This is a genomic window from Methylobacterium goesingense (assembly GCF_022179225.1).
Lineage (GTDB): Bacteria > Pseudomonadota > Alphaproteobacteria > Rhizobiales > Beijerinckiaceae > Methylobacterium > Methylobacterium goesingense.
Genome location: NZ_BPQL01000086.1, coordinates 22,363 through 36,927, shown reverse-complemented (window position 1 = coordinate 36,927; position 14,565 = coordinate 22,363). Strand labels below are relative to the sequence as shown.

General features: G+C 71.2%; 13 protein-coding genes. 7 read left to right on the top strand and 6 right to left on the bottom strand.

Annotated elements, in window-relative coordinates:
• Window positions 1-44: 44 nt before the first annotated feature.
• From MFF30_RS16185 to MFF30_RS16165, 5 genes are all read right to left on the bottom strand, one after another.
• The gene (locus MFF30_RS16185; protein WP_238280512.1) at window positions 45-2,393 is read right to left on the bottom strand and encodes a hybrid sensor histidine kinase/response regulator; all 2,349 of its coding nucleotides are present in this window, start codon (window positions 2,391-2,393) and stop codon (window positions 45-47) included.
• A gap of 21 nt (window positions 2,394-2,414) precedes the next feature.
• The gene (locus MFF30_RS16180) at window positions 2,415-4,085 is read right to left on the bottom strand and encodes a methyl-accepting chemotaxis protein (protein ID WP_238280504.1); all 1,671 of its coding nucleotides are present in this window, start codon (window positions 4,083-4,085) and stop codon (window positions 2,415-2,417) included.
• Window positions 4,086-4,243: 158 nt separating this feature from the next.
• Window positions 4,244-4,789 (bottom strand): chemotaxis protein CheW, encoded by a 546-nt coding sequence (locus MFF30_RS16175; protein WP_238280502.1) that lies wholly within the window; start codon window positions 4,787-4,789, stop codon window positions 4,244-4,246.
• A complete protein-coding gene (locus tag MFF30_RS16170) occupies window positions 4,786-6,312 on the bottom strand; it encodes a CheR family methyltransferase (RefSeq protein ID WP_238280500.1) in 1,527 nt (508 codons plus the stop codon). Before MFF30_RS16170 ends, MFF30_RS16175 begins: the two co-directional genes overlap by 4 nt.
• Window positions 6,313-6,323: 11 nt before the next feature.
• The gene (locus MFF30_RS16165) at window positions 6,324-6,947 is read right to left on the bottom strand and encodes a chemotaxis protein CheW (protein ID WP_306424586.1); all 624 of its coding nucleotides are present in this window, start codon (window positions 6,945-6,947) and stop codon (window positions 6,324-6,326) included.
• Between the two features lie 148 nt (window positions 6,948-7,095).
• Between MFF30_RS16165 and MFF30_RS16160 the strand changes: the two genes are divergently transcribed.
• The 7 genes from MFF30_RS16160 (at window position 7,096) to MFF30_RS16130 (ending at window position 13,758) form a co-directional block, all read left to right on the top strand.
• Window positions 7,096-7,389, top strand: coding sequence for a PepSY domain-containing protein (locus tag MFF30_RS16160; RefSeq protein ID WP_238280498.1), 294 nt, complete (start codon window positions 7,096-7,098; stop codon window positions 7,387-7,389).
• 282 nt (window positions 7,390-7,671) lie between these two features.
• Window positions 7,672-9,447: an acetolactate synthase 3 large subunit gene (locus MFF30_RS16155; RefSeq protein WP_238280496.1), complete on the top strand. Its 1,776-nt coding sequence runs from the start codon at window positions 7,672-7,674 to the stop codon at window positions 9,445-9,447.
• Between the two features lie 111 nt (window positions 9,448-9,558).
• Window positions 9,559-10,101 carry an acetolactate synthase small subunit gene (gene ilvN / locus MFF30_RS16150; RefSeq protein ID WP_238280494.1) on the top strand — a complete coding sequence of 181 codons (543 nt, stop codon included), beginning with the start codon at window positions 9,559-9,561 and terminating at the stop codon, window positions 10,099-10,101.
• A 365-nt stretch (window positions 10,102-10,466) separates the two neighbouring features.
• Window positions 10,467-11,105: a glutathione S-transferase family protein gene (locus tag MFF30_RS16145; RefSeq protein WP_238280486.1), complete on the top strand. Its 639-nt coding sequence runs from the start codon at window positions 10,467-10,469 to the stop codon at window positions 11,103-11,105.
• A 91-nt stretch (window positions 11,106-11,196) separates the two neighbouring features.
• Window positions 11,197-11,841 carry a TetR/AcrR family transcriptional regulator C-terminal domain-containing protein gene (locus MFF30_RS16140; protein WP_238280484.1) on the top strand — a complete coding sequence of 215 codons (645 nt, stop codon included), beginning with the start codon at window positions 11,197-11,199 and terminating at the stop codon, window positions 11,839-11,841.
• A 26-nt stretch (window positions 11,842-11,867) separates the two neighbouring features.
• On the top strand, window positions 11,868-12,887 hold the full coding sequence (gene ilvC / locus MFF30_RS16135; RefSeq protein WP_238280482.1) for a ketol-acid reductoisomerase: 1,020 nt from the start codon (window positions 11,868-11,870) through the stop codon (window positions 12,885-12,887).
• A gap of 217 nt (window positions 12,888-13,104) precedes the next feature.
• On the top strand, window positions 13,105-13,758 hold the full coding sequence (locus tag MFF30_RS16130; RefSeq protein ID WP_238280480.1) for a pyridoxamine 5'-phosphate oxidase family protein: 654 nt from the start codon (window positions 13,105-13,107) through the stop codon (window positions 13,756-13,758).
• 10 nt (window positions 13,759-13,768) lie between these two features.
• Here the strand turns inward: MFF30_RS16130 and tam are convergent, their stop codons facing one another.
• Window positions 13,769-14,551, bottom strand: a complete 783-nt coding sequence (tam, locus tag MFF30_RS16125; RefSeq protein ID WP_238280478.1) for a trans-aconitate 2-methyltransferase — start codon at window positions 14,549-14,551, stop codon at window positions 13,769-13,771.
• Window positions 14,552-14,565: the final 14 nt, after the last annotated feature.

Sequence of the window (14,565 nt, the reverse complement as noted above, 5' to 3'; positions counted from 1 at the left end):
CACCCGGACCCGCGCGGGCGCGGGCTTGTCCTGCTCGTGTCCGGTCACAGCAACTGCCCGATGGTGTCGAGGAGCTGGCGCTGGTCGAAGGTCTGCTTGGTCAGGTAGGCGTCGGCCCCGAGTTCGAGGCCGCGCGCCACATCCTCGGCGTCGCCCCGCGAAGTCATCAGGATGACAGGCAGGCGGGCAAAGGCCTCGTCGGCCCGCAGGGCCTGCACCAGCCCGAAGCCGTCGAGGCGCGGCATCTCCACGTCGGCGACCACGAGGTCCACGGGCTCGATGCCCGCCCGCAGGCGGTCGAGCGCATCCTGGCCGTCAACGCAGACGACGACGCGGTACCCGGCCGCTTCCAAGATGCCCTTCTCCAACGTCCGCGTGGTGATCGAATCGTCGACAACGAGGATCGTCGAACGTGGCGCCTGGGCGATCGTTCCGCGCGGGGCTGTGGGTTCCGGCGCCGCACCGCGCCCCGCGTCCCCGGCGCGGGCCACCAGACCGTCGGCATCGAGCACCAGGGCCGGCCGGTCGCCCGCCAGGATCACGGTTCCGGAGACGAGGCGCGGATCGGCGCCGATGGGCGGGGCCGGCAGCACCCGCAGGGTGCGCACGTCCGAGAGCCCGTCCACCGCCAGGACGCAGCGCCGCCCGGCGCCCCGCAGCAGGATGGCGGGGCGCGTGCCGCCCGCTTCCGGCTCGGCCCCGGCGAGGCCGAGCAGGCTGCGCAGGTCGAGGACCGGCAGGGTCGCGCCCACGCCCTCGATCTCCAAGCGAGTGACGAGGCGGCCCATGGCCGGGGTCAGGTCGGCGGGAGCCAAGCGCAGCAGGCGCTCGGCGGCGGCGCTCGGCAGGGCGTAGGTGACGCCCCCCGCCTCCACCAGCAGCATCGCCCGGCGGGCCGCCGAGAGCGGCAGGCTCATGGTCAGCTCAGTGCCGAAGGGCGCCCGGGCCGCGAGCCGGACGCTGCCCCCGAGGCGGCGTGCGGCATCCGCCACGACCGAGAGGCCCATGCCCCGGCCCGACAGGGTGTCGACGGCCGCGGCCGTCGAGAAGCCGGGCTCGAAGACCAGGGCGAGGAGCGCCGCGTCGTCCGGCTCGGCACCGGGATCGAGCAGCCCCCGGCGCCGGGCGGTCTCGGCGATGGCGGCGAGGTCCGGCCCGCGCCCGTCGTCGTGGATCCGGATCAGGAGGCGCGCGCCCTGCACGCTCACGTCGAGGCCGATGGCCAGCGCGCTCGGCTTGCCCTGGGCCTGGCGCGCCTCGGGCGCGTCGGCCCCGTGGCTGAGGGCGTTGCGCAGGGCGTGCAGCACCGGGTCCTTGAGGACCTGGAGCATGGCCCGGTCGACCGGCAGTTCGAGGCCGCGCGCCGTGACCGCGATCTCGCGGCCAGCCTCGCGGGCCAGATCGCGCAGGGCCCGGGGGAAGCCGCCGAAGGCCGTCTCGGCGGGGACGAGGGCGAGGCGCTCGGCCTCCCCGGAGACCCGCGCCATCGCGCCCTCCACGGATGCGGCGACGGCGCTGCGCAGCCGCGACACCTCGGCGGCGTCCCGCGACAGGGCGAGGAGGCCGGCCTCGAGGCCGCGCCACTCCGCATCGGACCGGGTCTCCGTCCGCTCGGTCGATTCCGTCGTCGATGCTGGCGTCGATACCTTGGCCGAACCCGACCGGCGGCGCGCGGCCGCGCCACCCCGCAGGCCCTCTGCGAGGCGGGCGAGGTCGGCAGCGCGGCGCGCGAGGCGGCCGAGGCCCTCCGCCACCTGGGTCTCGCCGCCGAGCGCGCTGGCGAGGTCGTGCGTGGCGCGTGTCAGGGCCTCGATCGCCTCCGCCGGCACGCGCAGGAGCCCCTGCGGGCCCTCGGCGGGACCGGCCTGTGGCGCTTCGGTAGGACCGGCCTGCGGCGCTTCGGTAGGACCGGCCTGCGGCGCTTCGGTAGGACCGGCCTGCGGCGCTTCGGCGGGCTGGTCCAACGGGCCGGGCCGGGCCGGCGCGGGGTTCTCGGGGAGTGCCGGTTCGGGCGGGGCGTCCGGGTCGAGGGTCCGGTCCAGGGCTGCCAGCGCATCCTCCGGCATGTCCGGCCCGGCCCCGTCGGTGAGGCCGGCGACGTAGGCCTCGATCCGGTCGAGGGCGAGGTGGACGGCGGCCGTGTCGGTCCGCGACAGGCCCGCTTCCTGAGCGGCCACGCGCTCGAACAAGGCCTCCAGGCGGTGGGCTACGGCCTCCACCGCCGGCAGGTCGACGGCGCGCGAGGCGCCCTTCAGGCTGTGGGCGCGCCGGAAGACGTCGTTCCAGTCCGGCCCGGATTCGGCCGTACCGCCGGCCAGGGCGTCACGGATCGCGTCGATGTGCTCGCGATGCTCGACCTCGAAGGCCGCGAGGAGCAGCTGGCGGATGTCCATTTGGCGGATGTCCTTGCCGCCTCAGTGCCGGTAGCGCTCGGCCAGCGTCATCAGGGCCTGGGCCAGCTCGGTGAGGTTGGCGGAGGCCGCCTCGACCTCGCGGGTGCCGGCCGCCGTCTGCTGGCTCGCCTGCCGGATGTTCTGGAGGGCGCCCATCACCTGCTCGATGCCGAGCTGCTGCTGGTTGGTGGAGGCCACGATCTGCTGGAAGGTCTGAACGCTCTCCTCGACCCGGGCGGTGATCTCCTCGATCGTGCGCTGCGTGGTGTCGGAGCGGGCCTTGCCGGTGGCCGCGCGCTTGACCGCCTCCTCGGTGAGCATGACCGAGGTGTTGATGCCCCGCTGGATCTCGCCCAGGATCGTGCGGACCTGGCCCGTGGCGGCCTTGGCCTGATCGGCGAGCAGCTTCATCTCGGAGGCCACAACCGCGAAGCTGCGTCCGCTCTCGCCGGCCGCCGCCGCCTCGATGGCGGCGTTCAGCGCCAGGAGGTGAGTGCGCTCCGAGATATCGTTGACGGTGGTGATGATGTCGCCGATCGCCTGGGTCTTCTCCGAGAGGGCGACGATGTTGCCGGCCACGGCCTCGGCCTGCTCGCGGATCGAGTCCATGGCGCGGGCCGTGTCCGCCACCGCGCGCAGGCCGGCGCGGGAGGTCTGGGCGGTGGATTGCGCCGTGGCGATGACCTCGCCGGCCCGCTTGCCGATCTGCGCGCCCGAATGAGTGATCTCGTCGACGGTGGCGGCCGTCTCCTGCACGGCGGCGAACTGCTCCTCGACGCTGGCCGCCTGCTCCTGGGCGGAGGCACGGATCTCGGCCGCCGCCGCGTTGAGATCGGCGGTCGCCGCCCGGTTAGTGCGGGCGAGGTCGGCGAGGCCCGCGACCATCCGGTTGAGGGTGCGGCCGAGGCGGCCGATCTCGTCCTTGCCCCGGGCGTCGAGGGTGCCCGAGAGGTCGCCCTCGCCGACGCGCTCGGCGAAGGCCATCACCGCCTCGAGGGGCCGCACCACGGCCCGGCTGATCAGGATGGTGACGAGGATGCTGAGGAGGACGCAGGCGGCCAGCGTCCCCAGGATGGAGAGGCGGCTGCGCTCGTAGAGGTCGGCGACGCTGCGCTGGCCCGCCGCGATCCCGTCGTCGAGGGCGCTGCGCGTGCGCTCGATGTCTGCCAGGAACATGTCCTGGCTGCGGTTGAGTGCGTCGTTGCGGGCCTCGACGGCGTCGATGTCCTTGGCGGCGATGGCGGCGAACTGGGCTTCGCTGGCGGTGCGCAGCTCGCGGAACTCGGCCAGGGCCTCGATCGCGACGCCGTTCAGCTTGCGCCAGGTCTGGCTGCGCTCCTCGGATGCGGAGCGCGCGCGGTAGCCGTCGCTGGCCCGGATCAGCTCCGCCAGGATCGCGTCGGCCTCAGTGGCGGTCCGGCGCCAGGCACCGGAGGCGTCGTCGCGCTCGGGGCCGCCCCGGGCGCGGGCCAGCAGGGCGATGATCGCGTTGCGCCGATGGAGGCCCATGTCGCGGGCCTTGTTGGCAAGGTCGTCGAGCTGGCGCGCCACCGTGAGGTCGCGGCTGACGATGGCGTCCGTGGTGTCGCGCACCACGCCGATCTGCCCGAGGGCGTAGAAGCCCAGCGCCACCACCACGAGGGTGATCGCCACGAAGCCGAGGAGGATGCGTTTTCCGATCGAGATCGACACAGCTGGCTCAACGCTCCGCAAACCGGCCGGCCCCCGCGGCGCGCATCGCCCCGGAAGCCGGTCTCATGGCAGGTTTCGCCGCCATAGGGGCGGCCTCATCGCAGATTTCGCCGCCGTAGAGGCAGCGTCGACAGGTCTCGCCGCCGGGGGGGGCGACGTCAGGCATGGTATCGCCGCACGAGGCGGGGCAGGTCGATGATGACAAACGCGGATTCGGCACCTGGCCCGGCGCCGGCCGGGGCATAGCCCGAAACGGCCTCGGCGCTCAAACCGGCCTCCGCGTAGGCCGTGTCGATCGCCGCCTCGGGGATCTCGGCGACGCCCAGGACACGGCTGACGGACAGGGCCACCGGAATGGCGACGCCGCGCACCAGCACCACGTGCCCAGCCTCCTCATCCGGATCCGCCCTCCGCCCAAGGGCGGGCGCCAGGGCCAGCAGGCTGACGACGCGGCCCGCCAAGGCGATGAGGCCGAGGATCGCCGGGGCTGAGCCGGGCAGGGCTGTCACGGGCCGAGCGGGCAGGACCTGCGCCACCTGGGCCAGCGGCAGGCCGAAGCGGTCGGCCCCGCAGGCGCAGACGAGGTATGACCGGGTCGTGACCGCCGCCTCCGCCTGTCCGCGCCGGGCGAGCGTCCGGGCGCGCTCCGCCCGGAGGGCGTCGAGCCGCACGGTTTGCCCGACGCCGGAACGGGTCTGGGTCACGGAACATCTCCTGTCAGGCCGTCGCGGACCGAGGCGGCGCTTCGGGTCGAGGCGGTACTTTGGGCCAGGGCAGAACTTCGGGCCAGGGCGGTACTTCGGGCCAGCACGGCGCTTCGGGCGAGATCGCCCGGCGCGATCCCGCCGCCCTCCGCCACCACTGCGTCCGGGGCCAGGGCTTGGGCGAGACGGATCGCGTTGTCCAGCGCCCGGTCCGCTTCCCCAGCGCGGCCGAGGCCGAGCATCAGCAGGCCGAGCTGGTAATGGGCCATCACGAAGTCCCGGTCGAGGTAGAGGGCGCCGCGCAGGGCGCGCTCCGCCTCGGCATCCCGCCCGAGGGCACGGGCCAGCAGGCCGTCGTAATAATGCAGGGTGGGGTCGGTGGGCGCGGCCCAGATCGCGATCCGCAGCGCCCGCCAGGCCGCGCCGGTCTCGCCGGCATCCGCGAGGGCCCGGATGCGCGCGAGATCCGGCATTGCCTCGGCCACGTCCGCGTCCTCGGGCAGCGGTTCGACCGGCGGGGCGGGCCGCGCCACCGGCGCGCCCGGTGCGGGCGAGGGAACGGAGATGGGAACAGGAATGGGCGCGGGATCGGGGAGGAAGGCCGGGCTCCAGGCCAACGGCGCCGGGGCGGGCCCGACCGCGCCCGACGGCCGGTAGGCGACGGTCCCGGGCAGGTTGACCGACTCGAACAGGGCGGCGATGGCCGGGTTCGGCTCGGCATGGCCAAGGAGCAGCCAGCCCTCCGGGCGCAGGCGCCGGCCGAGCCCGCGCACGATGCCGAGCACCGCGTCCGCCTCAAAGTAGATGAGCACGTTGCGGCACAGGATCAGGTCGAACTCCGCCTGAGGCAGGGTGCCCCGGCCGTCGAGAAGGTCCACGAGGTTGCGCCGCTCGAACCGGACCATCCGGCGGAATTCCGGCCGCAGGGCGTAGGTGCCGTCGCGCCCCGCCCCGGCCACCGGGGGGCCCGGCACGAAATGGCGCAGGCGCTCGCCCGGCGGCAGGGTGCGCAGGGCCCAGCGACCGTAGATTCCCGCCCGCGCGGTCTCCAGCGCCGTGCTGCTGATGTCGGTGCCGAGGATCGAGACCCGCCAGTCGGGAAGCGCCGGGCCGAGGAGCTCGTGCAGCAGGATAGCGATGGAGTAGGGCTCCGCCCCCGTGGAGCAGCCCGCGCTCCAGACCCGCAAGCTGCGCTCCGCCGCGCGCGCGGCGATCAGGGCGGGCAGGATCGTGGCGCGCAGGGCGGTGAACTGCTCGGCGTAGCGGAAGAAGAACGTCTCCCCGATGGTGATCTCGGCCTCCAGGGCCGCCCATTCGGGCCCGCCCGCCGCGCGGTCGTCGAGGAGGGCCCCGTAGGCGGTGGCGTCCGCGAGGCCCTGTGCCCGGAAGCGCTTGCGCAGCCGGTCGAACAGCAGGTCGTCCTTGTCGGCATAGTAATGGTGGCCGGTGCGGGCGATGATCCGCGCCTTGAGGGACGCGAAACCCGGATCGGCCTCCGGTCCGGAGCGCGGCGGACGGCTCAACGACGGCGCGCTCAGGCCGCGGGCAGCGCGGCGAGGCGGCGGGCCGCCGCGTCGGCGAGCGCCGACAGGCGGTCCCGCTCCTCCGCCGAGAGGAGCTCGCGCAAGCCCAGCACATGAACCAGGGCGTCGCCGCGGGCGATCTCCGCAACGACGCATCCGTTGAGGGTCCGCTCGGGCGAGACCGGGCGGATCGCGGCGGTCGCGACGATGACGAGGTCCTCGACCCGGTCGACCAGGAAGCCGGTCTCGCCCGGAGCATCGAGCAGGATGTGCCGGTAGAGCCCGTCGGCTTCCGGCGCGCCCGCGCGCAGGCCGAGGAGCCGGGCGAGGTCGAGGACCGGAACCGGCCTGCCGCCGAGGTTGAGGAACCCCGCGAGGGGACCGCCGCCAGCCGGCGGCGCGTGCAGTTCCGGCAGCGGCAGCACCTCGCTCACCGAGGCCCGCGCCAGGGCGCAGGCGACCCCCGCCACATCGAGGAGGAGGAAGGATTCGGGGGGAAGAACGGCATCGGTCTCGGACAGGGCCGGGGGTCCTCGCTGGCGGGATCGCGCTGGCGGGATGCGGGCCGGGAACGCGATCCCCGTCCGGCATCCCCGGCGTGGACCTAGATAGGACGGCGGCGCGCGGGCAGGCAAACCCGAATCCGGGCGCGCAAATCGCCGCCGTGACACGGCGCACCGGGCCGGCGCACCAGACCCGCCTCGCGGGCCGGGGATTTCTCGGCTAAGCCTCTGTCCCGCCCGCCATGCATGCCGCTCGCTTTCCGCTCACAGGATCACCTCCATGTCCCGCCTTGCCCGGCCCCGTCTTGCCCGATCTGCGATCCTCGCCCTCGCGACCCTGCCCCTGGCTCTCGCGGCGCTGGCGCCGTCGGCCCGGGCCGAGACGCCCGGCCCCGACTGGCTGACGCCGGCCCAGGTGACGCAGGCGCTGAAGGGCGCGGGTTATTCCGAGATCACCAAGCTGGAGGCCGATGACGGCCACTGGGACGGAGAGGGCCTCAAGGACGGGCGCAGGATGAAGTTCGATGCCGATCCGAAGACCGGGATGATCCTGGGCGAGGTTCCGATCGAGTAGATCGGCGATATCGTGCCTTCGCCGTTGACCGCCTGCCTTCCCTTCGGTAAGACACGCGACACGATTTTCGATTCGTCCGACGCATCCCGCGCCGGCCGAACAGGATAAGATCTCTACCGATGCGTGCCATCCTTATCGTAACGGAAGCGCCACTGACGGGGCGGGCCTGACACCAGGGTCCGCGATCCGGATGGTGGCGCATGCAGGGTCCCTCGGGGCCCTTTTTTATTGCCGCGACGAGCCGACGACACGAACACGCACACAGTTTCAAGGAGCAGGACGATGGGCGGCGAGGTCATGACCGGGGCCGAAATGGTCATCCGGGCGTTTCAGGATCAGGGTGTCGATACGCTGTTCGGGTATCCCGGCGGCGCGGTGCTGCCGATCTACGACGCACTCTTCCACCAGGAGACCCTGAAGCACATCCTCGTGCGCCACGAGCAGGGCGCCGTCCACGCCGCGGAGGGCTATGCCCGCTCGTCCGGCAAGGTCGGCTGCGTCCTCGTCACCTCGGGGCCCGGCGCCACCAACATCATCACGGGTCTCACCGACGCGCTGCTCGATTCGATCCCGCTGGTCTGCATCACCGGCCAGGTCCCGACGCACCTGATCGGCACGGACGCCTTCCAGGAATGCGACACGGTCGGCATCACGCGCCACTGCACGAAGCACAACTACCTCGTCAAATCGATCGACGACCTGCCGCGCATCCTGCACGAGGCGTTCTACGTTGCCGCCAACGGCCGCCCCGGCCCGGTCGTCATCGACCTGCCGAAGGACGTCCAGTTCGCCTCCGGCGTCTACGAGCGTCCGACGCAGAACGGCCACAAGACCTACAAGCCCGCCTTCAAGGGCGACGCGGCCCAGATCCAGGCGGCGATCGAACTGATGGCCTCGGCCCGCCGGCCCATCCTCTACACCGGCGGCGGCGTCATCAATGCCGGCCCGCACGCCTCGGCCCTGCTGCGCAAGCTCGCCGCCGAGACCGGCTTTCCCGTCACCTCGACCCTGATGGGTCTCGGCGCCTTCCCGGCCTCGAACGACCAGTTCCTCGGCATGCTCGGCATGCACGGGACCTACGAGGCCAACCTGGCGATGCATGATTGCGACGTCATGGTCTGCATCGGCGCGCGCTTCGACGACCGCATCACCGGCCGCCTCGACGCCTTCGCGCCGTTCTCGAAGAAGATCCACATCGATATCGACGCCTCCTCGATCAACAAGGTCGTCAAGGTCGATGTCGGAATCGTCGGCGATTGCGGCTCGGTGCTCGAGGACATGCTGGCCGCCTGGAAGGCGCAGCCGCGCCAGCCGGACAAGGCCCGCCTGGAGGATTGGTGGACCAAGATCCAGGCCTGGAAGGCGCGCGACTGCCTCGCCTACTGGCCGTCGGGCACGATCATCAAGCCGCAATACGCGGTGCAGCGTCTCTATGAGGCCTGCAAGGGCCGAGAGACCTACGTCACCACGGAGGTCGGCCAGCACCAGATGTGGGCGGCGCAGTACTTCAAGTTCGACGAGCCGAACCGCTGGATGACCTCCGGGGGCCTCGGCACCATGGGCTACGGCCTGCCGGCGGCCATCGGCACGCAGCTCGCCCACCCGGACGGACTCGTCATCGATATCGCCGGCGAGGCCTCGATCCTGATGAACATGCAGGAGCTGTCCACGGCGGTACAGTACCGCCTGCCGGTCAAGATCTTCATCCTGAACAACGAGTACATGGGCATGGTCCGCCAGTGGCAGGAGCTGCTGCACGGCTCGCGCTACTCGCAGAGCTACTCCGAAAGCCTGCCGGACTTCGTGAAGCTGGCGGAAGCCTACGGCGCCAAGGGCATCCGCTGCGAGAAGCCGGGTGACCTCGACGCGGCGATCGCCGAGATGCTCGACTACGACGGCCCCGTCGTCTTCGACTGCATCGTCGACAAGAAGGAGAACTGCTTCCCGATGATCCCGTCGGGCAAGGCGCACAACGAGATGCTGCTGTCCGACTACCTCGGCGAGACCGGGGTCGAGCTCGGCGACGTCATCTCGGAAGAAGGCAAGATGCTGGTCTGAGCCTCCGGACCCATCCGGGCCGGGCGCCAATCACGCCCGGTCCTTTCTCCATCGGCCCGGCCGGGCCTCTCACACCACACGCCATCGCAGACGAAGATCCGGGGCCACGCCATGAACGCCATGAACACGCACTATCCCGATGCCGGCCGGGTCGAGCCGATCAACCGGCACACCCTGGCGGTCATCGTCGACAACGAGCCCGGCGTGCTGGCCCGAATCTCGGGCATGTTCTCGGGCCGGGGCTACAACATCGAGAGCCTGACGGTGTCGGAGACCGAGGTGGCGCGCCACCTCTCCCGCATCACCATCGTCACCGCCGGCACCGACGCGGTGATCCAGCAGATCAAGGCGCAGCTCGACCGCCTCGTGCCCGTGCACCGGGTCGTCGACCTGACCCTCCAGGGCAAGGCCCTCGAGCGCGAGCTTTGCCTCGTCAAGGTGGCGGGCACCGGCGAACACCGGACCGAGTCGCTGACCCTCGCGGCGGCCTTTGGCGCCAAGACCCTCGACGCGACCCTGAATTCCTTCGTGTTCGAGGTGACCGGCACCACCGAGGAGATCGACCGCTTCATCGGCCTGATGACGGTGATCGGCCTCGTGGAGATCTCCCGCACGGGCATCGCCGCCATGGGGCGCGGCGCCGAGGCGATGTAGGTCCTGGCGGCGAGACCGCGCTATGATGTGATGGCGCCGGTCTGCGACGGAGCCGAGCGAAGCTGGAGCGGGAGGGGTCGGACTACGCGGTCCATCTGTTGGCCGATGAGGTCCGGCGCCTCGGTCGGTTCGAAGGCCAGACCGTGGAGGTCCTTCCGAAGGCACCGCGCGAGGACGCCGCCATCCCGGCGCTCTGGCCAGGCCGGCGCGGTTCTCGTCGATCAGGTCCGCTCCATCGATCGCCGTGCGCGAACGCTCCGATGACTGGGAACGGTCCCAGCCCAGACCCTCTCGGAAGCCTGCTCCAAACTGGCGGCCCTCATCGGCATACCGGTGGGCGACGCGCCGAAGGAAAACGAACCGCCATGACCACACTCTACTACGCCCCCGGCGCCTGCTCACTCGCCTCCCACATCGCCCTGGAGGAGACGGGCGCGCCCTACGAGACCGTGCGGCTCGACCTCGCCAAGGGCGACCAGCGCGCGCCCGAATACCTCGCCGTCAACGAACGCGGCCGCGTGCCGGCGCTGGTGGAGGGCGACTGGGTGCTCACCGAGAACACCGCGATCCTGCGCCACATCGCCCGCACGCACCCGCAGGCCGGTCTCTGGCCGGAGGCCCCGCGCGACCAGGCCCGGGTGGACGAGTGGCTGGGCTGGCTCTCGACCAACCACCACCCGGCCTACGCGCATATCCGCCGGGCCGGGCGCTACACCAACGACGAGTCGGCCTTTCCCGGCATCCAGGCCAAGGGGGCGGAGACCTGCGGTGATCTGTTCACGATGACCGAGGTCAAGCTCTCCAACGGCGGCTGGGCGCTGGGCGAGCGCTATAGCGTCGTCGACCCCTACCTGCTGCTGTTCTGGACCTGGGGGCGGGGCCCGGCGCTGGGTTTCGACATGGCCGAGCGCTTTCCCGCCTGGACACGCCACGCCCGCGCCATGGCCGCGCGCCCAGCCGTGAAGGCAGTGTTCGCCCAGGAAGGTCTGACGCTGCCCGAATAAGGATTCGGGAGGGGAACGCCCCCTTGTTCGAGGCGCCGAATCGGACTAGGAAGCGGCGTACCGTACGGTACGGTACTGGTTTTCGACAGGCATGACCGCGACGGCCACACGCGAAGAGACCGGGCACGAGGCGCCTTCGGCCCGCCAGCAGGCGGTGCTCGATGCCGTGCTCGCCCTCCTGGTCGAGGAGGGGGACCAACTCACCATGGACGCGGTGGCGCGCCGGGCGAGTTGTTCGAAGGAGACCCTCTACAAGTGGTTCGGGGACCGCGACGGCCTCCTCACCGCCACGGTGCGCTGGCAGGCCTCGCGGGTCCATGCGGGCCGCGACGCGGGCGGCCCCCTCGACGCCGAAACCCTGCGCGAGCGCTTGCTCGACTTCGCCGTGAGCTGGCTCGACGTCATCGCCGGCCGCACCTCGGTGGTGCTCAACCGCATCGCTATCGCGCATGCCGGTTCGCGCAAGGGCAACCTCGGCGCCATCGTGCTGGCGAACGGGCGCCTGGCCATCGGCGCTCGGGTCAAGCCCGTGCTCGAGGCGGGACGCGCGGCCGGGCTTCTGGCCTTCGACGATGGCGAGACCGCCTTCCGGACCTTCTTCGGTCTGGTCGGCCGCGACATCCAGATCCGACTTCTTCTCGGCGATGCCCTCGAGCTCGACGCCGCCGAGATCCGACGCGACGCGGCCCGCGCCGTCGACCAGTTCCTGGCCCTCTATGGCCAGGCCCGACCCTGACACCCCACGAAGAGAGGAACCAATCCATGCGGGTCTATTACGATCGCGACGCCGACCTCAACCTGATCAAGGGCAAGAAGGTCGTCATCGTCGGCTACGGCAGCCAGGGCCATGCCCACGCGCTGAATCTCCGCGATTCCGGTGTGAAGGGTATCGTCATCGCGCTGCGCGAGGGCTCGGCCACCGCCAAGAAGGCTGAAGCCGAGGGCTTCACGGTGATGAACGTCGCCGACGCCGCCAAGCAGGCCGACGTCGTCATGATGCTCACCCCCGACGAGCTGCAGGGCGACATCTACAAGGAGTCCCTGGAGCCGAACATGAAGCAGGGCGCCGCCCTCCTGTTCGCCCACGGACTCAACGTGCACTTCAACCTCATCGAGCCCCGCAAGGATCTCGACGTGCTGATGGTCGCCCCGAAGGGCCCCGGCCACACCGTGCGCGGCGAGTACCTCAAGGGCGGCGGCGTGCCGACGCTCATCGCCATCGCGCAGGACGCCTCCGGCAACGCCCACGATCTCGGCCTCTCCTACGCTTCGGCGAACGGTGGTGGCCGCGCCGGCATCATCGAGACCACCTTCAAGGAAGAGTGCGAGACGGATCTCTTCGGTGAGCAGGCCGTGCTCTGCGGCGGCCTCGTCGAGCTGATCAAGGCCGGCTTCGAGACCCTCGTCGAGGGCGGCTACGCCCCCGAGATGGCCTATTTCGAGTGCCTGCACGAGGTGAAGCTCATCGTCGACCTCATCTACGAGGGCGGCATCGCCAACATGAACTACTCGATCTCGAACACCGCCGAGTACGGCGAGTACGTCACGGGTCCCCGCATCGTCACGCCCGAGACCAAGGCCGAGATGAAGCGCGTCCTCAACGACATCCAGTCGGGCAAGTTCACCCGCGACTGGATGCTGGAGAACAAGGTCGGCCAGACCTCGTTCAAGGCCACCCGCGCCAAGCTCGCCGCCCACCCGATCGAGGAAGTCGGCGCCAAGCTCCGCGGCATGATGCCGTGGATCTCCGAGAAGGCCCTGGTCGACAAGGCCAAGAACTGATTTTGCACGTTGCAGCCGGGCTTCGCTCGGCTGCGCGTCGCGGAGGAAGCCGGCGTCGCGCGAGCGGCGCCGGCTTTTTCGTGCGCGGACGACAGGTCGCCTCGCCCTCGCCATGGCGAGAGATGAAGGGATCGAATGTTGTGCTCGGAGAGGTTTCCCGCGATCATCGCCGCCAACGGCTGCCCGGTTGAGAGCGGCCGAAACGCAGAGGACCCCCATGGCATCGCTCTATTACGACGAGCATCGCGCGCTTCAGGAAGAGTTCAACACCGTCAAGCTCGCGGAGCGCCTGGACACCGGATGGGTTCAGGAGCAGATCGGCGAGACCGAGGCCGCCTTCATCGGCAGCCGGGATATGTTCTTCCTGTCCACCGTCGACCCCGACGGCATGCCGACCGTCTCCTACAAGGGCGGCAGCCCCGGCTTCGTGAAGGTGCTCGACGGCAACACGCTGGTGTTCCCCGGCTTCGACGGCAACGGCATGTGGTACTCGATGGGCAACATCGAGGGGCAGTCCAAGGTCGGCCTGCTGTTCATCGACTTCGAGACTCCGCACCGGGTCCGCGTCCAGGGCCACGCCCGGATGCTGCGCGACGATCCCCTGATGGCCGAGTACACGGAGGCCAAGTATCTCGTCCGGGTCGAGGTCACGAAGGCCTGGGTCAACTGCCCGCGCTACATCCACAAGTACCAGAAGGTGGCGCAGAACCGGTACGTGCCGACCCCCGAGAAGGAGACGCCGCTCGCCCTCTGGAAGCGCCTCGACATGGTCGGCGACGTGATCTCGGAGGAGGACAAGGCTCGGGTGGAGAAGGAAGGCCGGATCGAGCTGCCCGAGTACGAGGCCCGGGTCGCCCGCGGCGAGAGCTGAGCCGCGATCCTCAGGGCGCTCGGCGCGCGACGATGAAGACCCGCGGAAAGGCGAGCAGACGCCGTCCGTCGCTCCGTGGGGGATACGCTTCGTCGATCGCGGCCGTGTAGGCTTCGAGGAACGCAGCCGCCGCATCGGGCGCCAATGGATCCAGGAAGGGCCGCAGCCCGGTCGCGCTGACCCAGGCGACGATGGCGCCCGCATCCGCCATCCGGTGGTGATAAGCGGTGCGCCAGACATCCACGTCGGCGGCGAGCGGCGCCAGGAGATCGTAGTAGCCGTTGGGCTCAAGCATGCGTCCGACCCGACCGGCCACGGCCGGGTCGCCGATGGCCTCAGCCCAGGAGCCGGCCGCCGCGGTCTCGCGCATGAGGCGGTGCGAGGGTTCCGCGAGGTTGTCGGGCATCTGCACCGCGAGCACTCCGCCCGGCGCGAGCAGGCCGAACAGGCGGGGCAGCAGCACCGGGTGGTCGGGCAGCCATTGCAGCACGGCGTTGGCATAGATCAGGTCCGGCGCCCGCTCGGGCCGCCAGCTCGCGGCGTCGCCCTGCGCGAAGACGAGGCCGGGCAGGCGGGTCCGGGCGCTCTCCAGCATCGCCGGAGAGGTGTCGAGGCCGATCACCTCCGCGTTGGAGTAGCGCGCCGCGATCAGGGCCGTGGAATTGCCGGGCCCGCAGCCGAGATCGTAGACGAGGCGCGGCGCGTCGAGGGGGATGCGCGCCAGGAGTTCGGCCGCCGGGCGGGTGCGCTCGTCCTCGAAGCGGACGTAGAGGGCGGGATTCCAGTCGGTCATGCGCGCCCTCGCCC